We start from the raw sequence: 24,670 nt of genomic DNA on the forward strand, positions 1-24,670 counted from the left end.
TGATCAGTCCGCGCGAGGCGGGCTGTTCTGCTCGGCCAGGGTCTTGTCGTCGCTGATGGCAATGTGCGCGCCGTTATCCAGTTTGAGCTGGCCGGCGGTCACCACTTTCTCGCCGTTCTGCACGCCTTTGGTGATCATCACCTGCCCATCGCGGCGTTCGCCGGTTTCGACAAATCGCCGTTCGGCGATCAGCACCGGCTGGCCCTTGTCATCCTTTACCGGGCTGCCGTCTTCGGCCTTCTTTTGCACGGCCACATACACCGAGTTGCCGTAGAGCGTGTAGGTAATCGCGCTTTCCGGCACCACGATGCGCGGTTGCGGGTCGGGCAGGAGCACCTGGAGGTTGGCGAACATGCCTGGCATCAACTTGCCATCGGGGTTGGCCAGGGTGGCGCGGACCTGCACGTTACGGGTGCTGTTCTCGACTTTGGGGTTGATTGCACTGATGGTGCCGGGGTACTCCAGGGTCGGATACGCCGCGACAATGACCTGCACTGGCTGGCCGAGCGCAATCTTCGGCACCGACTGCTCGGGCACAAAAAAGTCCACATACAGGCTACTGAGGTCTTGCAGGGTGGCGATCATGGTGCCGCTGGCAAGATAGTCGCCAACGTCAACCTGACGAATGCCGATGGTCCCGCTGAAGGGCGCGACGATGCTTTTTTTGCCGAGCGCAGCCTTGAGTTGATTGACCGTGGCCCTGCTCTTCTTCAGCACCGCCGAAAGTCGGTCGAACTCGCCTTTGGAAATGGCCTGGCTGCCGACCAGTTGGCTACCGCGACCGTAATCGAGCTGTGCCAGCCCGAGGTCGGCCAGTGCCGTTTCCAACAGGGCACTTTCAACAGCGCTGTCGAGGCGCAGGAGTGGTTGACCGGCCTTGACCTTTTGCCCTGACTCGAACTGCAAATCGATGACGGTGCCATCGGTCTCCAGGCTCAGGTCCACGCCCTGCAATGCCTTGAGCGTGCCAACGGTAGGCAGGCGGGCTTGCCACGGGCGCTCGGTGGCGGTGGCCACGGCAACGCTGATGGCCGGTTTAGGCGCAGAGAAGCCTTGAACCATCGTGTAGATCGAGAAGGCTTTGTACGCGGCCAGGACCAGCACAATCAGTAGAACCACACCCAACATGATCAGCATGCGGCGACGCAGCATATTCCAGTTCCTTGGAGAAAATCAGGTGAGACAGCAGGGCACATTACCGGGAGTCTAGAGGTAATCCAACTGCCGTTTTTACAGGTTGTGAGGTATTAGAGGGGGGAAAGCCTGAAAAGATTCGCCGTCTCGGGTCGCGCCTGCGGGGTGTACGTCATCCCGATGCCGGCGCGGCCCAAGGCGGCGATCTTTTCAATGATTCAGGCCATCAGATGCAGATGGTTGTCCCAGAGCCCTGCGGGTAGCTCCAGCGGTTTGGCGACCAGGTTTGTCTGACGGCAGTCGTAGTAGCGGCAGCGCCCCTGGCCCGAGGTCACGACAAAACCATCGGCCACGGCGCCGACCCCGGCGCAATCGGGCAGGGGGGCATCCAGGCGTACTTCACCGCTGTCCAGGTCCCAGATGAAGAAACGATTGCCCCGCGGCGCAGTCAACGCCACCAGGCGCAAGTCGTTGTGCACCGCGACGCTGGCGGTGTAGTGCCCCATAGCCTGCAACTGGTGCTCGGGCACCGGGAACGCCACGAAAGGCTGGCCGGGACGCTTGATCGCCAACAGCTCCGACGACTCGTGGGCCGCGCCCATGAACTGTTGGCTGGCCACGATGGTGCCGTCGCTGGCGATGGCCAGATGGCGCACGCTGTTCATCTGCTGGGCGAGGGTTTCCTTGCTCAGCAGGGTGCCGTCACGTTGCATCAGGACCAGGCTCGGTTCCATAGCGTTGAGGTTCATCTCCACCCGGCTTTCGGCCTCGGTGCGAATCCCGCCGTTGGCCACTACCAGGGTTTCGCCATCGGGCATCCACGACACCTGGTGCGGACCCAGGCCGTGGGTGGAAATCTCACCGCTGTGCACCAGCCTTTCGCCTTCGAACTTATACACACCGAGCAGGCCGCGGCCCGGATCGGTGGTGTCATTTTCGGTGGTGTACAGCCAGTCGCCGCTGTGGTGAATGACCGCGTGTCCGTAGAAGTGCCGGTTGGGCTGCGACACCACGGTTTGCAGGAGCGTGCCGTCGCGCAGGTCGATCAGGTAACTCTCGGTGCCCGGACGGCGGGCGACGAACAGCGCAATCGGTTGTGTCGGGTGGTTGATGATGTCGTGGCAACGCTGGCCGACCCGGGTGGCGAACACCTGGGTGCCATCGAGCCGATAACCGACGGCGTAATGCTGGCCATCGGTATCGTCCCGTGCCGAAAGCAACAACGGACTCTTGTCCTTTTGCTTGAACAGCGTCCAGCCGCCCAGCGTCACCGCACCCAGCAGCAAACTCCCTAATGTCAGAACCTGGCGTCGCAGCATGGAACTGGCCCTCATCAGTCACCGTCGTTGGCGTTGAAGCCCAGCTGGATGCCCAATGCCTTGGCCAGATCGGCCTCGTGCAGGCGATGGACGACGTTGAGGCTGTCATACAGCTCGTTGAGTTGCAGGCGGCCGGCCTCGTCATTGAGCATGTCGGTCAGCGAACGCTGGTTGCCGGCAAACAGTTTCAGCGAGGCGGCATAGGCGGCATCGATCTTGTCGGCCAAGGGTTTCTGCTCGCTCGGCAACAGTCCGCGCAGGCCTTTGTTATCCACCCCTTCCCAGACCGTCTTGGCGGCCGCGAGGCTGGCTTCGAGGCTGGTCAGGGACGACTGGCTGCGCCAGGCATCGGCCTGGAACGGTTGCGGCACGCCCTTGCTCTGGCGACCCATCGGCGTGCCGAGTTTTTTCTTCAGGGTGTCGATGGCCGTGACTTGCACCCGCAGCAGATCGGCGATCGCTTCGTGGGAGTCGGCGTAGCGCTGGTTCGGGAATTTGCTCATTTGCGCGAGCATGCCGTCGGTGTTGTTCCAGGTTTGCAGAATCTCTTCGGCCAATTGCTTCTGGCGTTCGCCAATCGCGATCAACAGTGGGCAGTACCTGGCCTTCTGTTCAGCGTTGGCCACGTCAGGCTTGCTGTCGAACAGAATGTATTCGTAGGCCGAGAGGCCCTGCACCACGACGCTGGACTTGGCCAGCGCTGCAACATCGATCTGCGGCTGGGCGGTGACCAGTTGCTCGACCTGACGGCCGACCAGGTTCTTCTTGTCCGGCCAGAACTGCACTTGCCACGAACGGTTGCCTTCGGCCAATGGCCCGATCAACAGCGGTTGCAGCTCGGCCCAGGCTTTTTGCGCATGCAGGAAGTCGGCACGGGCAGTTTCCAGGGTTTCCTTGCCTTCGCAGTAGGCGAGGGCGCTGACCGCCAGTTGACGGTCGGCTTCAACCCAGCGGGTGTAGGTTGGCAGGATCACCGACTTGGCGATGGCCGCCGACGTGACCGCTTGCGGATCCTGGGGCGAGCAGGCGCCCAGGGCGAGGGCGGCAAGGCTGGTGAACAACAGTTTGGGACGGAACATGTCGGGCTCCCGCGAGTGGAATGCGTGTTAAAGGGAATTCAGGAACGCCAGCAACGCGGCGCGCTGCTCGGCATTGAAAGACAAAACCTGTTGCTGCGCCGCTGTCGCCTCGCCGCCATGCCAGAGCACGGCTTCGAGCAGGTTGCGGGCGCGGCCGTCGTGCAGGAACTGGGTGTGGCCGCTGACCGCCTGTGTCAGGCCGATGCCCCACAACGGCGGGGTGCGCCATTCGCGGCCACTGGCCTGGAATTCGCTACGGTTGTCAGCCAGGCCGTCGCCCATGTCATGCAGCAGCAGATCGCTGTAGGGGCGAATCACTTGATTGGCCAGTTCAGGTTCGGCAGCGTTGGCGGCGGTGGTGTATTTCGGTGTGTGACAGGACTGGCAACCGGCCTGATAAAACAGGGTCTTGCCGGCCAGCACTTCAGGGGCGTTGACGTCACGACGGGCCGGTACGGCGAGGTTGCGGCTGTAGAACAGCACCAGGCGCAGGATGTTATCGCTGACTTCCGGCTCGCCATTGGGGCCGTTGCCACTGGGTGCCTGTTTGCAGGCCGTTTGCGCGTCCGTGCAATCGTCAAAGGGCCGCAGGCTGGTCGTGAGGCCCATATCGCCCGAAAACGCGTGAACATTTTGCTGATTGAGGTTCGGTTGTCCGGCTTTCCAGCCAAATCGTCCAAGCACCGTCTTTTGCCCGGCGTCATCCCAGACCCGGTTCGGTCGTCCGCTGATGCCGTTGTTCGCCTTGGCCTGTGCCTCGGCGTTGGCCAGGATCGCCTCGTCAGGGATCGCCTCGAGCAGGCCCAGGCCAATCATCGGCGGGGCAACCCGTGCCGAGAAACGGGTGTCGGGGTGCATCGGACCGTAGCCCAGCTGGGTGATGTTCAGGCTTGGTTTGCGCAACTCGACTTCGGTGCCGTCCTTGAAGCGAACCGGCACGGCGGTGTAATCGACCCGCACTTTGCCTTCGGGGGCCACGCCGGGTACGGCCATGTCCTGGAACTGACCGCCGTAGACGGGCTCCGGCACCACGCCGATCTGCTCGATGACCTTGGCATACGCCGGGGCGTCGGGAATCGACAGGCGTACCAGCATCGACACGGCGTTCACATCGTCCGCAGTCGGCGGATGGCCGCGGCCGTCCTTGATGTGACAGCCCTGGCAGGCATTGGTGTTGAACAGCGGGCCGAGACCATCGCGCGCGGTCGTCGTCGAAGGGGCGATCACCCAAGGGCTGCGGAAAAAGCTGTTGCCGACGCTGAAATCCACACGCCGGGACGGCGGCAGGTTCGCCGAAGGCATGGAAAACGCGTTCTGATCGGTCTTGCGCACTGTCGCACTGCCGCCGGAGCGGGCTTCACCGGGTTCTGCCTGGGTGAATTTCGGGGCGTCATCGCAGGCACTCAGGCCCAGGGCCAGAAACAGTGCGGACAAGCGAAGAGGCAGCGAGGGCATCAGAGATCCTGCAAGACGAGCAAAACAAGGGCGCAAAGTCTAACAGGGGATAGGAATTTGAATAAGAGGAATTATCGTTTGCTTGATGTGGGGCAGGTTTTTGGGTAACAGGGAACCCTGTGGGAGCGAGCCTGCTCGCGAAGAGGGCGTCACGGTCAAAATTGATGTCGGATAGGCAGCCGCCTTCGCGAGCAGGCTCGCTCCCACAAGGACCCGGATGTAGCAGATATGAAAAAGGCGACCCGAAGGTCGCCTTTTTCATTCAGCCAGCGTTGATCAGAATTCGTGATCAGCGTTGTCCGGGTTCAGGTCGTTGATGCCCAGTTTGCCAGCGGCGGCTTCGATCGAACCGGTCTGCTTGACCAGCGCAGCGATGGCGTCACGAACGATCTGATTGCCTGCGGTGTTGCCGGCAGCGATCAACTGGTCGTAGTGCTCGCCCTTGTTGGCGTGGTCGACCATGACTTGAAGCTTGGCTTCGGTAGCGGCCAGGTCGTCTTTCAGCGCGGTGTCGGCAGCCGGGTCGGCCTTGGCCACCAGGGACGACAGGCTGGCGCCGGTCATTTTGGTGCCGTCGACACGGGTGTATTCGCCAAGGTACACGTTACGAATGCCCTTGGCATCGTAGAAGTGCGAGTTGTGGGTGTTGTCGCTGAAGCAATCCTGTTCGTCTTCCGGGGAGTTGGCTTCCAGGGAAACCTTCATGCGCTCGCCCGCCAGTTCGCCCAGGGACAGGCTGCCCATGCCGAACAGCATTTTGCGTAGGCCGGTTTCAGCCGGTTCTGCTTCCAGGGTGGCGCGGTAATTGTCGGCCACGTTCGGCTTCCAGTTACCGACCATTTCTTCCAGGTCGCTGACCAGCAGCTGAGTCACGGACTTCAGGTAGGCACGACGACGATCGTTGTGACCGCCGGTAGCCCCTTTGCCTTCCAGGTAGTCCGAAGCCGGACGGTTGCCGGCGCCAGGGCCGGTGCCGTTCAGGTCCTGGCCCCAGAGCAGGAATTCGATGGCGTGGTAACCGGTGGCGACGTTGGCCTCGGAACCGCCCAGCTCGTTCAGGCTGGCGAGTTTTTCCGGGGTGATGTCTTTGACGTCGACCTTGTCTTCGCCGATCTGCACTTCAGTGTTGGCGATGATGTTGGCGGTGGCGCCCGGGTTGCCCAGGGCGTGCTCGTAGGACTTGTCGACGTAGTCGATCAGGCCTTCGTCCAGCGGCCAGGAGTTCAGTTGACCTTCCCAGTCGTCAACGATGGTGTTGCCGAAGCGGAACACTTCGCTCTGCAGGTAAGGCACGCGAGCGGCAACCCAGGCTGCCTTGGCGGCTTTCAGGGTGTCGGCGTTCGGCTTGGCGAGGAAGGCGTCTACGGCGGTTTGCAGGGTCTTCGCGGTGGATTCGGCATCGCTGTAAACGGCGAAAACGATGTCGGCGTAGTGAGCGACAACGGCTTTGGCGGCGGCTTCGTCGACTTTACTGGCAGCGGCAGGTGCAGCAGCCGGGGCGGCCGCGGTGCTGGCGGCTGGCGCAGGTGCAGGCGCGGCAGCTTTTTCTTTGTCACCTTCGCCGCAACCGGCGAGGGAAATAGCGATGGCCAACAGACTGGCGGTAGCCAGAGGCATACGAATCATGGCGAACATCCTGCTTGGATAGGGGTGGAGTGGCGCTATGCGCACGCAAAACTGCGACATAATGCAAATCTTTCGCATTATGTGTAAAGGGTTGTAGGTGGAAATATTTCTTATTCACGAATCCCTGTAGGAGCGAGCCTGCTCGCGATGGACGTCAACGATAACGCCGGGAACCTGATACCCCGCGGTGTTCTCAAGTTCATCGCGAGCAGGCTCGCTCCTACAGGGGGGTTACAAAATAGCCGCGTTGCTACGTTGGGCCTGCTTGAGGTAAACGCCCAGTTCCCGCGCCGGCAATGGCTTGCTGTAGTGATAACCCTGACCTTCGTGGCAGCCTTCGGAAATGATGTAGGCCTCCTGTTCGGCGGTTTCCACACCCTCGGCAATCACCTGCATGCCCAGGCTCTTGCCCAGCTGGATGATGGCGCGAACGATGGTCGCATCGTCGTCGTCATCGAGCAGGTCCTGAACGAAGCTCTTGTCGATCTTGATCTTGTCCAGCGGCAGGCTCTTGAGATAGCTCAAGGATGAATAGCCGGTTCCAAAGTCATCGATGGCGATCAGTGCACCGGAGCGGCGCAGGCTGAGCAGATGCTGGGCTGCGGTGCTGATGTCCTCCATCAGGCCGGTTTCGGTGACCTCCAGTTCCAGGCTGCGTGGCGGCAGGCGGTACATTTGCAGCAGGTTGTTGACCACCCGTGGCAGTTCGGCATGGTGCAATTGAACCGTGGACAGGTTGACCGCCATGCGCAGGTCACTGAAGCCCTGGTCATGCCACTCGCGTAATTGTTTGCAGGCCTGGTCCAGCACCCATTCGCCGATGGCAATGATGGTGCCGTTCTGTTCGGCCAGCGGGATGAACAAGTCCGGTGGCACCATGCCGTGCTCAGGGTGTTGCCAGCGAATCAGCGCTTCGACGCCCACCACGCGGTTGTCGCGGTAACTGATCTGCGGCTGGTAGACGAGGTAGAACTGATTGCGGACCAGCGCATCGCGCAGGTCTTTTTCCAGCTCGCGGCGGCGGCGCATTTCGGTGTCGACGCTGGCGATATAGAACTGATAGCGGTTGCGCGAGCGGGTCTTGGCCAGCGTCATGGTCTGCTCGGCCTTTTGCAACAGCTTCTCGGTGCTGTCGCCGTCCTCGGGGAACAGGGTGATGCCGATGGTGGCGCGCAGGCGAATCTCCTGATGATCGAGGGCAAACGGCGCTTCCAGATCATCGAGAATGCTTTGTGCCAGCTCGGCGGCTTCGTAGGGTTGTTCGATATCAGCCTGGACCAGGGCGAACTGGTCGCCACCGAGGCGGGCGAGGGCGCCCAGGCGACCGCTATGGCCGCGCAGGCGATCGGCCAGGGCCAGCAGCAACTGGTCGCCGGTCTGGTAGCTGAACTGCTCGTTGATGCCCTTGAAATCGTCGAGGCCGACACACAGCACCGCGACCCGGCGCTGCAACCTGCCGGCGTCGATGAGGATCTTGTCCAGTTGCTGCTGCAATTGCTGCCGGTTCGGCAGTCCCGTCAGGAAATCGTATTGGGACATGCGCAACAGGCTGTTTTCCGCCTCGTGGCGCAGATGGGTGTTGCGTTCAATGGACTCGAGCAATTGATTGGCGGTGTTGATCCAGATGCCCAGTTCGTTTTTCTCGTGGCCCTTGAGCAGCGGAATCTTGTGTTCGCTGGGACGATCCGGATTGATTTCCGTGAGGTGCTCGATGATCCGCGACAGCGGCTTGGTCAGCAGCCAGTGATAGACCAGATACAGCACCAGCCCCATGGCGAGCGCGCGCAGTACGCCGGAGATGAAGATGATCACCGAGCTGACAATGAACCCTTGGCCGTAGGTGGCGGTATCGAGGGTGATGCTCAGGTCGCCGTAATACTCGCTGTAAGGCCCGCGACCGACCAGTTGGGTGGTGAAGGTGCGCTCCTTGCCGAGAATCAGGTCGGTCAGCCAGCGGCTGTGGGAGTGCTGCAATTCGCGGGTTTTTTGCGCGAGCATGGCTTCGTTGGGATGGCCGATGGAGGCCTTGCGTACGGCTGCGTCCTGAAACAGGCCTTCGATCACCTGCATGCCCATTTCCCGATCCAGGCTGTAGACGGCCTGGGTCGAGGGGTCGCGAAACATGTCGAGGATGCGTTCGGCATCGTTGGCGACGGCCTGGCGTGTTTTATAGGCATCGAACACGATCTGTGCGCAGCTCAAGACCACGCCGACGATCAATGCCGACAGGAGCACGACCCGGAGCAACTTCACCGACAAGCTGTTCTTGAGTTCCAGCTTCAAAGGGTTATTCCTTGTTCCGTGCGGGTAGCATCAAGTTGCCATGAGTATTGGCAATCCCGTGATGGCAGTCAAAGGGACAATCATCCTTGGGGGATTTTGCCTGCAGCTTGGCTGATTTGCAGTTGTCTTGACGAGTTAGCCTATTAGCACTGTGTCGGTTGTCGAGTCCTTCAACTTTAGGGGTGAGGGTGGGGATATTTTCCTTTTGTTTGATGTTAGCCGTCTGTGGCGGGGGGGCAAGGGGCTTGAGGCTTGTTTCATTGTTGGGTTTTTAACCGGGTACATATCCATTTCTTTGGTAACGGCGGCTTACGGTTCCGCTCTTACAGCGGGTCACTTTTGGCAAACGCCCCAAAAGTAACCAAAAGGTCTCGCCCCTTACGTACGGCCCCTCGCTTAGGCTCGGGGTTCCTTCGCTCCGGTATTCATCCGGGGGCATTGCTCTCCGGTCGGCTTCGCTTCGACCTACATGCAATGAGTTCGACTGCGTCGAACGGCGCTGCGCGCCCATCCCCGGATGAACACCTCCACTCAGCCTGCCGAGGGGGCGGGTGGATCAAGATCAAGAGCGGCAGGCGAGCTAACGCTCGGCCTGATGAGTGGTGAGAAGCGTCTGTGTACGCCGACCTGCCTTTGCTTTTCTGTGGGAGCGAGCTTGCTCGCGATGGCGGCCTGACAGCCGACCTGGTTTTTGCAGATGTCCCCGATCCCTGTGGGAGCTGGTTCCTCGTTACGTTTTTGCGGGTTAACGCGGTGTAGGAAAGCGCCAGAAGTTTCCCACGCAGTTTTCAGGTTGCCCGTCGGAAGTGGACTCAATAGCCTCTGACTGTCGCTGAAAACTCAGCGATCGGGTGTGAGAACCCGGCAAGTCATAGTCATCCAGTGCCAGTATCCGCATAATTGCCGCCAGCTTTTCCGCTGTCTGTAAATGCGTTATGGCGGCTGTGTGCGGGCAGACTTTTGTCTGGCCGGGTGCCTATGACCGGTTTTCTCACCTCGCACATAGCTGCCACCTCTTTGCCGTGTGAGAACGGCAATGGGTGGCACCCACCGCATAGGTATATTTCAGTGGATAAGTTAATCCCCGATCCCCCCAGCAGCACCACCAAACCCTACAGCCCCCACACCATGTTCATGATCGTTCCCGACATGGACACTGAAACCCTTCTTGCCCACGCCTGTGAGTCACTGGCTTCAGCCAATGTCCTGGCGAGTGATTTCGCCACCTACCTGAATGGCCCCCAGCGCAACACAGCGTTGGCCATTTCGCAGATTGTCATGTTGGCGGAGCTGGCGGTGAGTCGAGCGTTGGATAACCTCGATCCGCAGTAGTTGGCAGGCTAACCGCGTCATCGTTCTTCGCGAGCAGGCTCGCTCCCACAGTGGTCGGGTGTAGCCCGATCCAATGTGGGAGCGAGCCTGCTCGCGAAGGGTCCCTGCCGAACGCTGAAAAATCCCGGGCAATAAAAAACCCGGCTAAAAAGCCGGGTTTTTTGACTGGCGTCGAGCTTAAGCGGTGAAGGTTTTGCCTTCGAACTGCTCAGCCACGAATTTCCAGTTGACCAGGTTCCAGAACGCTTCGACGTACTTCGGACGCAGGTTGCGGTAGTCGATGTAGTAAGCGTGTTCCCAGACGTCGCAGGTCAGCAGCGGGGTGTCGCCGTTGGTCAGCGGGTTGCCGGCGCCGATGGTGCTGGCCAGGGCCAGGGAACCGTCAGCCTTCTTCACCAGCCAGCCCCAACCGGAACCGAAGGTGCCGATGGAAGTCTTGCTGAACTCTTCCTTGAACTTGTCGAACGAACCGAAAGCTGCGTTGATGGCTTCAGCCAGTGCGCCGGTTGGTTGACCGCCAGCGTTTGGCGCCAGGCAGTTCCAGTAGAAAGTGTGGTTCCAGACCTGTGCGGCGTTGTTGAAGATACCGCCCGAGGAAGTCTTGACGATTTCTTCCAGGGTCTTGCCTTCGAACTCGGTGCCTGGCACCAGGTTGTTCAGGTTCACGACGTAGGTGTTGTGGTGCTTGTCGTGGTGGAATTCCAGAGTTTCCTTGGAAATGTGCGGCTGCAGGGCATCGTGTGCGTACGGCAGTGGCGGCAATTCGAAAGCCATGATGATTCTCCTAATCAGGTCAGTTGCGGTGAGCGCAAGGCCGATCACGGGCGGCCAGACAAGCGCCGGGGAGTTTGTACTCTTTGCGGCGCAGGGAGACGGATCATAGCACCGGGGGGGCGGCATAACCACGCAACAACTGTGTGGAATAGAGGTTCCGCGAATCAGATGGCCGCGATCAACTGCAGCGCTACGGCAAACATCATCACCGCCACCAACAGATCGAGAATTCGCCAGGTACCGGGGCGGGCGAGCCAGGGTGCCAGCCATGCCGCACCCAGCGCCAGGGTGAAGAACCACAGCAGCGAGGCACTGGCCGCACCTACCACATACGCGCCGGGCTCGGTTTGTTGTGCGCCCAGGGAACCGATCAGCAGGACGGTGTCCAGGTAGACGTGCGGGTTGAGCAAGGTCACCGCCAGCGCGCTGAGCATGACCGCCCGCAGCGAGCGTACGGTCTGACCCTCGCCCTGCTCAAGGCTCTGTTTCGAAAAGGCCCGGCGCAGTGCCTGGGTGCCATACCACAACAGAAACGCTGCACCGCCCCAGCGGGCGATGGCCAGCAAGGTCGGGTTCTGTGCCAATACCGTCGCCAGGCCAAACACCCCCGCTGCCACCAACAGGGCGTCGCAGGCAACGCAGAGTGCTGCGACCGGCAGGTGATGTTCACGCCGCAGGCTTTGCGCGAGGACAAACGCATTCTGGGTGCCGATCGCCATGATCAGGCCAAAGGCCACCAACAGGCCGTTCATATAACTTTGCCACATGATTTTTTACTCCGCGTTGGCTGCCAGATCCCGCAGCACCTGCAGGGCACGGTCGGCGTCGGCCTGGCCGACAAACAAATGGTCGTGGTAGTAGCCGGCAATCACGTTGCAACTGATGCCGGCCTTGCCCAATGCCGTGGCGAAGGCGGCGGTCAGGCCAACCGCTTCGAGTGCCGAATGCACGTTCAGGGTGATCCAGGCGGCGACGTAGTCGAAGCTGAACCCGGCTTTTTCGGCGTGGGAGCGTTCGAGGATCACGGTCAGGCCTTCCTGCTCGCGGAAACTGCCGACAATCTCCAGGCCCGCAGGCAACTGGCCGTCGCGCAGGGTGCAGAACACGTATTCGCCGGCATTGAGTTGCGGGCTCATGCTGCGCAGCAGCGTTGCCAATGAAGTTTCGCCAGCCATGTGGTGTTCCTTGTTCAAGAGTTCTTGCTGGTCATTGTCCCTGTGAAGGCTGTATAAGAAAAACCAATCTTGCTGATCGCTCATTAGGAAAACTGATGTTCGACTATAAATTGCTTTCTGCCCTGGCCGCCGTGGTCGAACAGGCCGGCTTTGAACGGGCGGCTCAGGTGCTGGGCTTGTCGCAGTCGGCGATATCCCAGCGCATCAAGCTGCTGGAAGCGCGGGTTGGCCAGCCGGTGCTGGTGCGGGCCACACCGCCGACGCCGACGGAAATCGGTCGGCGGTTGCTCAACCACGTGCAGCAGGTGCGCCTGCTTGAGCGGGATTTGCAAAGCCTGGTGCCGGCACTGGATGAAGAGGGCCTGCCGGAACGCCTGCGGATCGCCCTGAACGCCGACAGCCTGGCCACCTGGTGGGCGCAGGCGGTGGGGGAGTTTTGCGCGCAACAGCATTTGTTGATGGATCTGGTGGTCGAAGACCAGACCGTCGGCCTCAAGCGCATGCGTGCCGGCGAGGTGGCAGCCTGTGTCTGCGCCAGCGAGCGTCCGGTGGCGGGCGCGCGCAGCGTGCTGCTGGGGGCCATGCGTTACCGTGCGCTGGCCAGCCCGGCCTTTATTGCCCGGCATTTTCCGCAAGGCGTACGCGCCGATCAGTTGGCCCGCACCCCGGCGCTGGTGTTTGGCCCGGACGATTTCCTGCAGCATCGGTATCTTGCGTCCCTCGGCGTCGAGGGTGGTTTCGAGCACCATTTATGCCCGTCGTCGGAAGGTTTCATTCGATTGACCGAAGCCGGTCTGGGCTGGGGCCTGGTTCCGGAACTGCAGGTACGCGAGCAGCTTGAAAGGGGCGTGTTGCGGGAGTTATTGCCAGATAAGCCGATCGATGTGCCGCTGTACTGGCATCATTGGCGTAATGGCGGTCAGTTGCTGGGGCTGCTCACCGATCAATTGGTCAGCGCATCGAAGCAATGGCTGGTGCCTTGGAAGCAGCCTTAAGCGTCAAGCTGCAAGCTGCAAGTGAAGCGCTTGCGGACCGTTTTTAACTTGCAGCTTGCCGCTTGAAGCTCGTGGCTGCATTTGTTGGAGCAATTCATGAAAATTCTGGTTACCGGCGCAAGCGGCTTCATCGGCGGACGCTTTGCGCGTTTTGCCCTGGAGCAGGGCCTGGATGTGCGGGTCAACGGTCGCCGGGCCGAAAGTGTGGAGCATCTGGTACGCCGCGGAGCGGAATTCATCCAGGGCGACTTGAGCGACCCGGAACTGGCGCGCGAACTGTGTTCGGACGTCGAGGCCGTGGTGCATTGCGCCGGTGCCGTCGGTTTGTGGGGACGTTATCAGGATTTCCATCAGGGCAACGTCCAGGTCACCGAGAACGTGGTCGAAGCCTGCCTGAAGCAACGGGTTCGACGACTGGTGCATTTGTCGTCGCCGTCGATCTATTTCGATGGTCGAGATCACCTGGGCCTGACCGAAGAGCAGGTGCCCAAGCGCTTCAAACACCCTTACGCCACCACCAAGTACCTGGCCGAGCAAAAAGTCTTCGGCGCCCAGGAGTTCGGGCTCGAAACCCTGGCCCTGCGCCCGCGTTTCGTGACCGGGGCCGGTGACATGAGCATCTTCCCGCGCCTGTTGAACATGCAGCGCAAGGGGCGCCTGGCAATCATCGGCAACGGTCTGAACAAAGTTGACTTCACCAGCGTGCAAAACCTCAACGAGGCGTTGCTCAGCAGTTTGCTGGCCAGCGGTTCCGCGCTGGGCAAGGCTTACAACATCAGCAACGGCACGCCGATTCCTTTGTGGGACGTGGTCAATTACGTCATGCGCAAAATGGACGTCCCACAGGTCACCCGCTACCGCTCCTACGGCCTGGGCTACAGCGTGGCAGCGCTCAACGAGGGCGTGTGCAAGATGTGGCCGGGGCGCCCCGAACCGACGCTGTCACGTCTGGGCATGCAAGTCATGAACAAAAATTTCACCCTCGACATCAGCCGCGCCCGGCATTATCTGGATTACGATCCCAAGGTCAGCCTCTGGACGGCGCTCGATGAATTCTGTGGCTGGTGGAAGGCGCAGGATATTCGCTGAGGCTCGAACAACGCGCCATTTCTGAACCGGATACGGGCTTCAGGGTCAATGGTTGCGGCTGTGGGGTTTATACTGCGCGGCATAAAGCCATTATGTGATTCACTAAGGTTGATTCAATGTCCATGCGAAACGATGCCAACGACGACTTCGACGATGTACCGAGCTTGCGTGCAGACGTTCTCGATGACGATTATCCGCCCACTGCTCGCACGGTTGTGCATTCGCGCACGGCGCCGGTGGTGAAGGTCAAGGCGGCGAGTACCGGTCCCCTGTGGGCGTTGGTCGGGGCGTTATTCTTTGCGTTCGCGGGCCTGGCCTGGTGGAGCTTTCAGCAGATCTCCCTGATGGAACAGCAACTGGTGGCGACCCAGGAAAGTTTCGCGCGAATCAGCGAGGAAGCGGCAGGGCGCCTGCAGGACATTTCCGGAAAGGTCGTGGCCAGCCAGACCAGTGTCACCACCGACAGCGAGGCCTTGAAGCTGCAAATCCGCCAGTTGGAAGGCAAGCTCCAGGACCAGAGCACCCAGCAGCAAGGTGTGGCCGGCCAGGCCTCGGACCTGGACAAGCGGCTGGCGCAAATGACCGCGCAAACCACCGAAGTGGACAAGCGCCTTGCACTGATGACTGCCCAGGGCACTGAACATCAGGCGGTCAATACGCAGTTGCAGGCCGAGGTCAAAGCCTTGAGTGCTGAAGTGGCTGCCCTGAAAAGTGCTCCGTCCGACTCGGAAAAATTCGATGCACAGTTGAAAAGCCTGGGTGCCGACATCGTCGCCCTGAAGAAGCAAGGCAACCCGAGCGCTGCCATCGAGCGTCTCGAGCAAGACATCGTCGTGCTCAAGAGCGTGCAGGACAACCGTCCGGCCGCCGCACCGGGCGCGACCAATACCGCCGAGTTCGATGCCTTCCGCAGCCAGGTCACCCGCAACATCAATACCCTTCAGGCGCAGATCCAGAACCTGCAACAGCAATTGCGCGCCCGGCAGTAAAACGAGCACTTGTGGCGAGGGAGCTTGCTGTGGCGAGGGGGCTTGCCCCCGCTGGGTGGCGAAGCCGCCCCAAATCCATTCACCGCGGTTTGCCAGATAAATCCCGGCATCTGATTTACGACTGCTGCGCAGCCGAACGGGGGCAAGCCCCCTCGCCACAAAAAGCCCGGCGCACCACAGCACTCAGTGTTTTCCTGAATACCCATGCCTCCCCCATTGCCGTCTACGCTCTTGAAACACCATCAGGAACGAGGGATGCGCAATGGGGTTTCTGCATAAGTCCGCCTTTCTATGCGGCATGTTTTTACTGTGCCTGGGCCAGGCACACGCCGCCGGGACGGAAAAGGACGACAGCAAGGCGGCCATCGCCCTGCTGGAAAAAGCCTTGGCCTACTACCACCAGAACGGTGACAAGGCCCTTGCGGCGTTCAGTCGCCAGGGCGAGTTTGTCGACAAGGACCGTTACGTCTTTGTGCTCGACACCAAGGGCGTGATGCTTGCCAGCGGCGGACCGTCGTCGGCGTTGATTGGCCGGGACGTGTCGCAGGTGCTTGGGCCGGACTTGCAGAAAACCTTCAAGGACGCCCTGAAAGTACCGGAGGGCAATGGCATTCAGCAGGCGGAGTATCGCTGGCAGAACTGGAACGACGGCAAGGTCGAGCGCAAGCATGTCTACTACCAGCGCATCGGCCAACGGATTCTGGCGGTCGGTTATTACCTGCCCCGGGCCTCCGCTGAACAGGCCATGGCCTTGCTGAACAAAGCGGCAACCGATCTGGCCAAGGACGAAAAGGGCACCCTGACGGCGATCAATTCCCTCAAGGGCGGCTACCTGCAGGATGACCTGTATGTGTTTGTCGTCGACCTGGACACCCGGCGTTATGTGGCCCACGGCACCAACCTGCGGCTGATCAATACCGACTTCAGCAAGATCGAAGACCCGGAAGGCAAGCCGGTGGGCGAGCCGATTCTGGCGTTGATGGCCAAACAGGATTACGGTGAATACGAATACCGCTGGAAAAACCCGGTGACCGGCAAGGTCGAGAACAAGCATGCCTACCTGAAGAAGGTCGGGCATTTTCTGGTGGCTGTGGGGTATTACAGCCCTTGAATCCTGGTGACGGTCAGACCGCTATCGCGAGCAGGCTCGCTCCCACATTGGATCTCCAGTGATTGCAGAATTCGTGTACGCCAGAGATCACTGTGGGAGCGAGCCTGCTCGCGAATACAGGCAACGCGGTCCACCTATCGAACCTTGTCCTCACGCCCGCGCAACAACATGTTCGGCATGGCAATCGCCGCCGCCAGCCCCAGCAACGACACCACCGCACTGACCGTCAGCAAGTGCCGGAACGTCAGCAGCAATTCAGCACGCAAGGCGTTCTGCGCCTCACCCGGTGCGGCGTTCAATCCGTCGAGCAACACATTCCCCGAACGGCCTTCGGCAATCAGCGACGAGCCGGCCAGGTGCGCAAAACTTGAATCCTGCAACAAGGCCAGCAGCAGCGCCGACATCAACGCCACACCCACGGCACCGCCCAGCGAACGGAACAGATTGGTGGTGCTGGTGGCGACGCCTATGTCCCGCTGGTCCACTGAGTTCTGCGTGCCGACCAATGACGTAGGGAACTGCATGCCGGAGGAAATCCCGCAGAGCAGCATGAACAAGCTGCTCACGACGAATGCCTGCGGCGGGCTGAACGCCATGCCGATAATCGCGATGGGCATCAGCGCGGCACCGGTGAGGATCATTGGTTTGTAGCGCCCGGTCACCGAGGTGCGGCGGCCCGCGAAGTACGCGCCAATCGGCAAGCCCATGGCCAGCGGCAGCAGATGCAGGGCGGCGCTGTCGGCCCCGGCGCCGGTGACGCTCTGGAAGCGCAACGGCATCAACACGATCAGCGAGATGGCCTGGAAACTGGTGAAGAAAATCGTGCACCAGCACAGGATCGCATTGCGGTTGGCGAACAGATGCATGGGCAGCAACGGCTCCCGTGCCCGCCGCTCGTGCACGACAAACAGCCCCAGCACCAGTACCGCACAAGCGAGCAGCACCAGCACTTCGGCACTGCGCCAGGAATGACCCTGACCGACCTGCGTGATGCCCAGCAACAATGCCGTCAGCCCGATGATCATCAACACGGTGCCCAGGTAATCGATGACCGGTTTGCGTTGCGGAACCGGCAGGCCCACCAGCGTGCGATGGGCCACCAGCCAGGCACCCAGGCCCAGCGGCAGGTTGATCAGGAACACCCAGCGCCAGGACAGGTATTCGGTCATGTAACCGCCGAGCACCGGGCCGGCCACACTGGCCACGGCATACATGCTGCTGAAATAACCCTGATAACGACCGCGTTCCCGTGGCGGCACGATGTCACCGATGATCGCCTGGCTCACCGAAATCATCCCGCCGGCCCCGATGCCCTGGAAGATCCGCGCCAGAACCAGTTGCTCCATGCTCTGGGCCATGCCGCAGAACACCGACGCCAGGGTGAACAGGCCCATGCCGAACAGCATCAACTTGCGCCGCCCGTACAGGTCGCCCAGTTTGCCGTAGATCGGCACCGCCACGGTCATGGCCACCATGTAGCCGGAAATCACCCAGGCCAGCAGGCTGACGTCCTTGAACTGTGCGGAGATGGCCGGCATCGACACGGCGACGATGGTCTGGTCCAGCGCCCCGAGAAAGATCGCCAGCATCAGCGCGATCAGCACGCTGCGGATGGCGGGTTTGGGCGTTTCAGGCTGATGGAGATTGGTCACGGGAAAACCTGCGGGCAGTGATTGACCCGCACGAGGCAAGGCGAGCGGGGATGCTCGCCAGTGTAAGTCGATAGCAGGCTATTCGATAGCCTCATAAGGAAGCCCGACGTAGTTTTCCGCGATGGTTTTTCGACCCGCCTCGGAGCCGATGAAATACTCCAGTTCCGACTCGGCAATGCGCTGGCTAAAGGCATCGTGGTCCTCGAAACGGTGCAGCATCGAGGTCATCCACCAGGAAAACCGCTCGGCCTTCCATACCCGGCGCAGGCAGATTTGCGAGTATTTCTCCAGCAGATCAAGGCGGTTTTCACGGTAAACCTTGAGCAGGATATTGAACAGCGTACTCACATCGCTGGCTGCCAGGTTCAGGCCCTTGGCGCCGGTGGGCGGAACGATGTGCGCGGCATCGCCGACCAGGAACATCCGGCCGTATTGCATCGGTTCGACCACGAAGCTGCGCAGCGGCGCGATGCTTTTTTCGATGGACGGGCCAGTCACCAGTTTGTCTGCCAACGCTTGTGGCAACCGCGTCTTGAGTTCATCCCAGAAGCGTTGATCCGACCAGTTATCGACATGGTCGATGGTGGGCACTTGAAGGTAGTAACGGGTGCGTGTCGGCGAGCGCATGCTGCACAGGGCAAAACCGCGCTCATGGCGGGCGTAGACCAGTTCGTCGTGGACCGGCGGGGTATCGGCCAGGATCCCGAGCCAGCCGAAGGGGTAGATCCGTTCGAAGACTTTCAGGCTGTCGGCGGGAATCGATTGCCGCGCCACGCCATGGAAGCCGTCACAACCGGCGATGTAGTCGCAATCGAGTCGCCAGGTCTCGCCATCCTTCTCAAAAGTGACAAAGGCTTCGTCGGTTTTCATTCCGTGGGGAACGACGTTGGTTGCCTGGTAAATCGTTTGCGCGCCGGCCTCCCGACGGGCGGCCATCAGGTCGCGGGTGACCTCGGTCTGGCCATAGATCATCACGGTTTTGCCACCCGTGAGGGCATGCAGATCGATGTGCACCTGGCGCCCGTCGAGGGCCAGTTCGAAGCCGCCATGCACCAGTCCCTCGGCGTCCATGCGCTGACTCACGCCGGCCTGGCGCAACAGCTCTACCATGCCTTGTTCAAGCACGCCGGCGCGGATTCTGCCGAGTACATAATCCGGCGACTGACGTTCGAGAATGAGGGTGTCGATACCGGCGTTGTGCAGCAATTGGCCGAGCAACAAGCCAGAAGGGCCGGCACCAATGATGGCGACCTGGGTTTTCAGCGTTTTCATTGTTTTTATGACTCGCAAGCTTCACGCGACCAGGGGTGGTGAATGATTTTTATGGATCGAGTGCTTGCATTTTTCCCTTGCGAGTCTGTCAATTGAAGGTGAAAACTGAGCCGAAAGCTGTACATTCTGCCAATCGGTGCGATTATCGCCCGCCATCAAACTCCGAGGCCTGGATTGAAGTGATGAACAAGCCTGACCTGCCTTCGATTCCGGTGTTCAAGCTCTACGGTGAAAGCCTGGATTGGCCGACCCCGGACTTGCTGCACTGTGAGACCATTTCCAAACGCAGCCGCGAACATCATTGGGAAATCAAACCCCACCGCCACGCTGATTTATGCCAACTGCTCTTCGTATTCAAAGGTCAGGCAGAGCTTGAAATCGAAGGCAAACGTACGCAACTGGTGGAACCGGGAATCCAGATCCTGCCACCGCTGTCGGTGCATGGCTTTCGCTTTTCCGAAGACGTGGAAGGCTTTGTCGTGACCCTGGCCGCACCGCTGATCGCCCACCTGCAGATGCAGTTGGGACAATCGGTCAATGCCCTGGCCCAGGCCGAAAGTTATCCGGCAGGCAAGGACGCCGAGTACCTCTACAGCCTGTTCAGTGCCTTGCAGAGCGAATACACCAGCCATCAACCGGCGCGGGAAATGCTCATGCATTCGCTGGTCAGCGTGATCGTGGTGTGGGTCAGCCGCCAGGTAATCCAGCGGCGCACCGCCATGGCACGACCGCAGCGGGCCCGGGAATACCTCAACGGCTTTATTCAACTGGTGGAAGAGACTTATCGCCAGCACGTCAAGGTCGAGGATCTGGCGCACCGGCTGGGGATTTCCGTGTCGCACCTCAATGGCACCTGTCGTGAGCTGGCGGGGCAACCGGCGTTGCAGATCATGCACGAACGGCAATTGCTGGAGGCCAAGCGCTTGCTGACCTACACCAGCATGACCATTTATGAAATGTCCGACGTGTTGGGGTTTTCCGATCCGACCAACTTCACGCGCCTGTTCCGGCGTCGTGTGGGGATTTCGCCCAAGGCCTTCCGTGACCGCTTGAAGGCCGATCAGGACAACGAAGCCTGACCCCCTTCGTTACCGGAGGGCGTTGAGGGTGGCGTTGTGGGGGATGCAGCGCTCGAAGTTGCAGCTCGCGGCTTCACGGGGCTGGTTGCGCAGTTGCTCGACGCGCCAGGCGGCAGCGCCATACAGCCCGAGCGTGACCGCGCAGGTGATGAAGATCGCGAGGTACCTTCTTGTTCTGATGTTCATGGCGTTGACCTCTGAACGAATACCTTTCGGTATTACATTGAGCATAGGTCAGCGCCGCTGAGTTGTGTAGGAGCTGCCGAAGGCTGCGATCTTTTGATCTTGCTTCTTAAAATCAAAGTCAAAAGATCGCAGCCTTCGGCAGCTCCTACAGGGGCGGGGTTACAGGCCGATGTCCCATTCCGGCTCCTGTGGAAATCTGAGCACCAGAAAATCCAGCAGGCTGCGCAGCGCCGCCGGCATGTGCTTGCGCGAGGCATACACCGCATACACGTTCATTTGCCGGGGTTCGGCCGCCGGCAGCAGGCGAATCAATTCGCCGCTGTGAATGTGCACGCCGGCCTGGTAGGTGGGCAGCATCGCCACCCCGGCGCCGGCGATCGTTGCGCGCAACAGTGTGCTGGCCTCGTTGGCGCTGATGTTGCCTTGCACCGGTACTGAAACCTGCTCGCCGTCCTGTTCGAAATGCCAGAGGCTTTTGCCGAAGTAGGAATGGGTCAGGCAGTTGTGCAGGCTCAGGTCCTCGACCCGTTGCGGCGCCGGATGTTCGCGCAAGTAGGCAGGGGACGCGCAGATCACCGAGCGGCAAACCGTCAGGCGGCGGGCGATCAGGTTCGGGTCCAGGTCGTTGCTGGTGCGGATCGCCAGGTCGATGCGCTCGTCCACCAGGTTCACGGTGCGGTCGAGCATCTGCATGTCGACGCTGACGCCGGGGTAGCGCTTGACGTACGCGGCCATGGCATCGGCCAGTTGCGCCTGGCCGAACGAGGTGCTGACGCTGATCCGCAGCAGACCGCGCGGTGCGTCATCCGGTTCGCTGACGGCGGCTTGCATGTCGCTGGACAAGTCGAGCATTTGCCTGCATCGCGGCAGGATCTCGTTGCCGGCGGCGGTCAGGCTCAACTTGCGTGTGGTGCGGTGCATCAGGCGCGCACCGACCCAATCCTCCAGCTCCGCCAGATACCGCGACACCACCGGCCGTGACAGCTCCAGGTGATCGGCGGCGGCCGACTGGCTGCCGAGGTCGACCACCGTGACGAACACACGCATTGCTTGAAGACGATCCATGATTTGCCCGCTTTCAGAAACAAACTATGTTCAAGCATCGCATTTTTTGTACCGAGTCAGGCAACTAAGCTCTGTTCCCCTGTAGGAGCGAGCTTGCTCGCGATGGACGTTAACGATAACGCGGGTTGCCGGTTAAACGCGGCGTCTTCAAGTCCATCGCGAGCAAGCTCGCTCCTACAAAAAAAGGGCATCCGCCAAGCACGGCATTCGGACAACGGAGCAACAAATGATCGGTTTCACCACCCTCAAGCGCGTTTTACTGGCAAGCGCCGCCTTCGGTTTTGCCGCCCATGCAGCCGCCTCGACCCTGACGCTGGATGTCTACAACCCCGGCGAAAAAGCCATTTTCCCGGTGACCTCGGTGCTGGTCAGCGGCGAAAAGGAAGCGATTCTGGTGGATGCCCAATTCGGCAAATCCCAGGCCGAACAGGTGGTGGAAAAAATCCGCGCCAGCGGCAAGCAACTGACCACCATCTACATCAGTCACGGCGACCCGGACTACTACTTCGGCCTCGACACCCTGACAGCCGCGTTCCCCAAGGCCAGGGTCCTCGCCTCGCAGCCGACCGTTGATCACATCAAGCAAACCGTCGACGGCAAACTGGCCTTCTGGGGGCCGAAAATGGGCGCCGATGTGCCGGCCAAAACCATCGTGCCGGACGTGCTCAAGGGCGATAGCCTGATCCTCGAAGGGCAGAAGTTGCAGGTGCTTGGACTTGAGGGGCCGCAGCCGGATCGCAGCTTTGTGTGGATTCCGTCGATCAAGGCGGTCGTCGGTGGTGTCGTGGTGGCGCAAAACATCCACGTGTGGATGGCCGACACGCAAACGCCGCAGTCCCATGCCGATTGGTTGTCTACGCTGCATTCCATTGAAACCCTGAAACCGCAGGTCGTGGTGCCGGGCCATTACCTCGGCGAGAGCGGTCGCTCCCTGGCAGCCGTGCAGTTCACCGCCGCTTACATCAAGGCCTTCGACGAAGAAACCGCCAAGGCCAGGGATTCTGCTGAACTGATTGCGGCAATGAAGAAACGCTTCCCGGCACTGGGCGATGAAAGCTCCCTGGAGCTGAGCGCCAAAGTCGCCAAGGGCGAGATGAAGTGGGGTGAATAAATTTAAGGGTTAATAGGAATTCCTGTGGCGAGGGAGCTTGCTCCCGCTGGAGTGCGAAGCGCTCCTCCGCATTCCTTCAGGCACCCCATGAACACAGGTTTTACGACTGCTGCGCAGCCGAGCGGGAGCAAGCTCCCTCGCCACAAAAGCGCCAATGCAACATACCGATACTTTCAAGCCAACTGGAGTACGTCATGAGCAACATCGCAATCATCGGTGCCACCGGTCGTGCCGGTAGCCAACTGCTGGAAGAAGCCCTGCGTCGCGGTCACAGCGTTACCGCGATCGCTCGCAACACGGCGAAAATCGGCCAGCGTGCCGGTGTGGTCACGCGCAACGTCGACGCTCTGGATGCCAGTGCATTGCAAGCGGCCATTCAAGGGCATGACGCAGTCATCAGCGCGGCACATTTCGCAACGCTTCCTGCCAGTGCCGTCATCGGGCCGGTGAAAAAGGCCGGGGTCAAACGCTTGCTGGTAGTCGGTGGCGCGGGGTCGCTCTTGTTGCCCGATGGCACTCGAGTGATCGACAGCGAAGGTTTCCCTGAGGCCTACAAGGCAGAGGCCAGCGCCGGTGCCGAGTTCCTCGCAAACTTGCGTGAAGAGCGGGATCTGGAGTGGACCTTCCTGTCGCCTTCGGCCGAATTTGTCGAGGGTGAGCGCACCGGGACATTCCGCCTCGGCCAGGATGATTTGCTGGTTAGCAGCGAAGGGCGTAGCTGGATAACCTTTGCCGATTATGCGATTGCGATGCTCGACGAACTCGAGGCGCCAAAGCATTCGCGGAAGCGCTTTACAGTCGGCTACTGACACCGAAATCCATGTAGGAGCTGCCGCAGGCTGCGATCTTTTGATCTTGCTTCTTAAAATCAAAGTCAAAAGATCGCAGCCTTCGGCAGCTCCTACAGGTGGCCGTTCAGCGAGACTGCGCCTGCTCCACCAGCCACCCCATCAATTCACGTAACTTCGGCGAAGGTCCGGGTTTTTCGGGGAATACCAGGTAATACGCCAGTCCGGTTGTGACCTTCAATTCGAATGGCATGACCAGCCGCCCGGCATTCAGGTCATCGCCGATCAGCGACCAGTCGCCAATCGCCACCCCCGTTCCCTGGGACGCCATCGACATCGCCAGGTCCAGTGTTTCGAAATGCTGGCCCTTGCCGACATTGGTCAAATTCACATCCGCGGCTTTCAACCAGGCTTTCCAGTCCCGTTCATCGCGGGTCGGGTGCAGCAGCAGGTGTTGTTGCAGATCGGCAGGTGTCTGCAGGGGCATGGGGCCTTCGAGCATCGGTCTGGAACACACCGGCGTGAGTTGTTCGTCGAAGAGTTTTTGCGACATCAATGAGTTGTCCGGCGGTGCGCCGTACATCACCGCCGCATCGAACTGCTCGAGATGAAAATCCACGCCGTGCTTGACCGTGGTGGTCAGCTCCACCGGCACGTCCGGGCGTTCCCTTTGCCATTGCAACAGACGCGGCAGCAACCAGCGCATGACGCAGGTCGGTGCCTTGAGTTGCAGGGTTTCGCGCTTCTCGCCGATCTGCTCCACGGCCTCGTCGATCAGGCCGAAAATCTGCTGCACCCGTGGCAGCCACTCCCGTCCTTCGGCGGTCAGGTCCAGGCCTCGAGCCTGGCGAATGAACAGCTCATAACCCAGGTGATCCTCCAGTCCGGCGATCTGCCGGCTGACCGCGCCCTGGGTGATGTGCAGTTGTTCGGCGGCCCGGGTGAAATTGCAGCACTGCGCGGTAATCAGAAAAGTGTGCAGCGCCGGCAGGGGAGGCAGTCGTTTCATTGGGATCCAAGGTATGACGTGAGGACATGGCTAGTATGACTTTTTATCCATTGTTGCGGCTACGTGTCGCCCGTTCCAATGAGGCCATTCCCGGGCCTGCCAATCCATCATAAACACAGCGCATGCCCGGCGTCTCAAACGAACAAG

General features: G+C 60.6%; 22 protein-coding genes. 8 read left to right on the forward strand and 14 right to left on the reverse strand.

Features of this window, described 5'->3' with window-relative positions:
• Positions 1-3: 3 nt before the first annotated feature.
• From AC3WJW_RS15890 to AC3WJW_RS15915, 6 genes are all read right to left on the reverse strand, one after another.
• Positions 4-1,152 (reverse strand): efflux RND transporter periplasmic adaptor subunit, encoded by a 1,149-nt coding sequence (locus AC3WJW_RS15890; protein ID WP_493726643.1) that lies wholly within the window; start codon positions 1,150-1,152, stop codon positions 4-6.
• Positions 1,153-1,352: 200 nt separating this feature from the next.
• Positions 1,353-2,453 carry a DUF1513 domain-containing protein gene (locus AC3WJW_RS15895; protein ID WP_493726644.1) on the reverse strand — a complete coding sequence of 367 codons (1,101 nt, stop codon included), beginning with the start codon at positions 2,451-2,453 and terminating at the stop codon, positions 1,353-1,355.
• 14 nt (positions 2,454-2,467) lie between these two features.
• Complete coding sequence (locus tag AC3WJW_RS15900; protein ID WP_493726645.1) at positions 2,468-3,532, reverse strand: imelysin family protein; 1,065 nt, start codon at positions 3,530-3,532, stop codon at positions 2,468-2,470.
• Positions 3,533-3,559: 27 nt separating this feature from the next.
• On the reverse strand, positions 3,560-4,987 hold the full coding sequence (locus tag AC3WJW_RS15905; RefSeq protein WP_493726646.1) for a di-heme oxidoreductase family protein: 1,428 nt from the start codon (positions 4,985-4,987) through the stop codon (positions 3,560-3,562).
• Positions 4,988-5,263: 276 nt separating this feature from the next.
• The gene (locus AC3WJW_RS15910) at positions 5,264-6,613 is read right to left on the reverse strand and encodes an imelysin family protein (RefSeq protein ID WP_493726647.1); all 1,350 of its coding nucleotides are present in this window, start codon (positions 6,611-6,613) and stop codon (positions 5,264-5,266) included.
• Between the two features lie 231 nt (positions 6,614-6,844).
• Positions 6,845-8,896: a putative bifunctional diguanylate cyclase/phosphodiesterase gene (locus AC3WJW_RS15915; RefSeq protein ID WP_493726648.1), complete on the reverse strand. Its 2,052-nt coding sequence runs from the start codon at positions 8,894-8,896 to the stop codon at positions 6,845-6,847.
• A gap of 1,068 nt (positions 8,897-9,964) precedes the next feature.
• On the opposite strand from AC3WJW_RS15915, the gene AC3WJW_RS15920 reads away from it, so the two are divergent.
• Positions 9,965-10,228, forward strand: a complete 264-nt coding sequence (locus tag AC3WJW_RS15920) for a DUF6124 family protein (protein ID WP_407799206.1) — start codon at positions 9,965-9,967, stop codon at positions 10,226-10,228.
• A 177-nt stretch (positions 10,229-10,405) separates the two neighbouring features.
• On the opposite strand, the gene AC3WJW_RS15925 is transcribed toward AC3WJW_RS15920, so the two are convergent.
• From AC3WJW_RS15925 to AC3WJW_RS15935, 3 genes are all read right to left on the reverse strand, one after another.
• Positions 10,406-11,002: a superoxide dismutase gene (locus AC3WJW_RS15925; RefSeq protein WP_008022038.1), complete on the reverse strand. Its 597-nt coding sequence runs from the start codon at positions 11,000-11,002 to the stop codon at positions 10,406-10,408.
• 164 nt (positions 11,003-11,166) lie between these two features.
• Complete coding sequence (locus tag AC3WJW_RS15930) at positions 11,167-11,769, reverse strand: LysE/ArgO family amino acid transporter (RefSeq protein ID WP_015096661.1); 603 nt, start codon at positions 11,767-11,769, stop codon at positions 11,167-11,169.
• Between the two features lie 6 nt (positions 11,770-11,775).
• Positions 11,776-12,177 carry an ACT domain-containing protein gene (locus AC3WJW_RS15935; RefSeq protein WP_116581100.1) on the reverse strand — a complete coding sequence of 134 codons (402 nt, stop codon included), beginning with the start codon at positions 12,175-12,177 and terminating at the stop codon, positions 11,776-11,778.
• A 95-nt stretch (positions 12,178-12,272) separates the two neighbouring features.
• Here AC3WJW_RS15935 and AC3WJW_RS15940 point away from each other — a divergent pair, with 95 nt between their 5' ends.
• The 4 genes from AC3WJW_RS15940 to AC3WJW_RS15955 all read left to right on the forward strand — a co-directional run bounded on the left by AC3WJW_RS15940 (position 12,273) and on the right by AC3WJW_RS15955 (position 16,361).
• On the forward strand, positions 12,273-13,172 hold the full coding sequence (locus AC3WJW_RS15940) for a LysR family transcriptional regulator ArgP (RefSeq protein WP_116581099.1): 900 nt from the start codon (positions 12,273-12,275) through the stop codon (positions 13,170-13,172).
• Positions 13,173-13,268: 96 nt separating this feature from the next.
• A complete protein-coding gene (locus AC3WJW_RS15945; RefSeq protein ID WP_493726649.1) occupies positions 13,269-14,261 on the forward strand; it encodes an NAD-dependent epimerase/dehydratase family protein in 993 nt (330 codons plus the stop codon).
• A 116-nt stretch (positions 14,262-14,377) separates the two neighbouring features.
• Positions 14,378-15,250, forward strand: a complete 873-nt coding sequence (locus tag AC3WJW_RS15950; protein ID WP_095965441.1) for an ATPase — start codon at positions 14,378-14,380, stop codon at positions 15,248-15,250.
• A gap of 262 nt (positions 15,251-15,512) precedes the next feature.
• On the forward strand, positions 15,513-16,361 hold the full coding sequence (locus tag AC3WJW_RS15955) for a cache domain-containing protein (RefSeq protein ID WP_493726650.1): 849 nt from the start codon (positions 15,513-15,515) through the stop codon (positions 16,359-16,361).
• Between the two features lie 134 nt (positions 16,362-16,495).
• Here AC3WJW_RS15955 and AC3WJW_RS15960 read toward each other — a convergent pair whose 3' ends face one another.
• Together AC3WJW_RS15960 and pobA are read right to left on the reverse strand one after the other, a co-directional pair.
• Positions 16,496-18,013, reverse strand: coding sequence for an MDR family MFS transporter (locus tag AC3WJW_RS15960; RefSeq protein WP_493726651.1), 1,518 nt, complete (start codon positions 18,011-18,013; stop codon positions 16,496-16,498).
• Positions 18,014-18,091: 78 nt separating this feature from the next.
• Positions 18,092-19,285: a 4-hydroxybenzoate 3-monooxygenase gene (pobA, locus tag AC3WJW_RS15965; protein ID WP_493726652.1), complete on the reverse strand. Its 1,194-nt coding sequence runs from the start codon at positions 19,283-19,285 to the stop codon at positions 18,092-18,094.
• A 182-nt stretch (positions 19,286-19,467) separates the two neighbouring features.
• Between pobA and AC3WJW_RS15970 the strand changes: the two genes are divergently transcribed.
• On the forward strand, positions 19,468-20,364 hold the full coding sequence (locus AC3WJW_RS15970) for a helix-turn-helix domain-containing protein (protein ID WP_007978516.1): 897 nt from the start codon (positions 19,468-19,470) through the stop codon (positions 20,362-20,364).
• Between the two features lie 9 nt (positions 20,365-20,373).
• Here AC3WJW_RS15970 and AC3WJW_RS15975 read toward each other — a convergent pair whose 3' ends face one another.
• Positions 20,374-20,550, reverse strand: a complete 177-nt coding sequence (locus AC3WJW_RS15975; protein ID WP_172435705.1) for a hypothetical protein — start codon at positions 20,548-20,550, stop codon at positions 20,374-20,376.
• Positions 20,551-20,709: 159 nt separating this feature from the next.
• On the reverse strand, positions 20,710-21,615 hold the full coding sequence (locus AC3WJW_RS15980) for a LysR family transcriptional regulator (protein ID WP_218279149.1): 906 nt from the start codon (positions 21,613-21,615) through the stop codon (positions 20,710-20,712).
• A 226-nt stretch (positions 21,616-21,841) separates the two neighbouring features.
• On the opposite strand from AC3WJW_RS15980, the gene AC3WJW_RS15985 reads away from it, so the two are divergent.
• Together AC3WJW_RS15985 and AC3WJW_RS15990 are read left to right on the forward strand one after the other, a co-directional pair.
• The gene (locus AC3WJW_RS15985) at positions 21,842-22,726 is read left to right on the forward strand and encodes an MBL fold metallo-hydrolase (RefSeq protein WP_493726653.1); all 885 of its coding nucleotides are present in this window, start codon (positions 21,842-21,844) and stop codon (positions 22,724-22,726) included.
• A gap of 194 nt (positions 22,727-22,920) precedes the next feature.
• Complete coding sequence (locus AC3WJW_RS15990) at positions 22,921-23,535, forward strand: NAD(P)-dependent oxidoreductase (protein WP_493726654.1); 615 nt, start codon at positions 22,921-22,923, stop codon at positions 23,533-23,535.
• Positions 23,536-23,641: 106 nt separating this feature from the next.
• Here AC3WJW_RS15990 and AC3WJW_RS15995 read toward each other — a convergent pair whose 3' ends face one another.
• A complete protein-coding gene (locus AC3WJW_RS15995) occupies positions 23,642-24,523 on the reverse strand; it encodes a LysR substrate-binding domain-containing protein (protein WP_007978506.1) in 882 nt (293 codons plus the stop codon).
• Between the last annotated feature and the right edge of the window lie 147 nt (positions 24,524-24,670).

The sequence above is a fragment of the Pseudomonas sp. GW821-FHT07G06 genome (assembly GCF_058986625.1).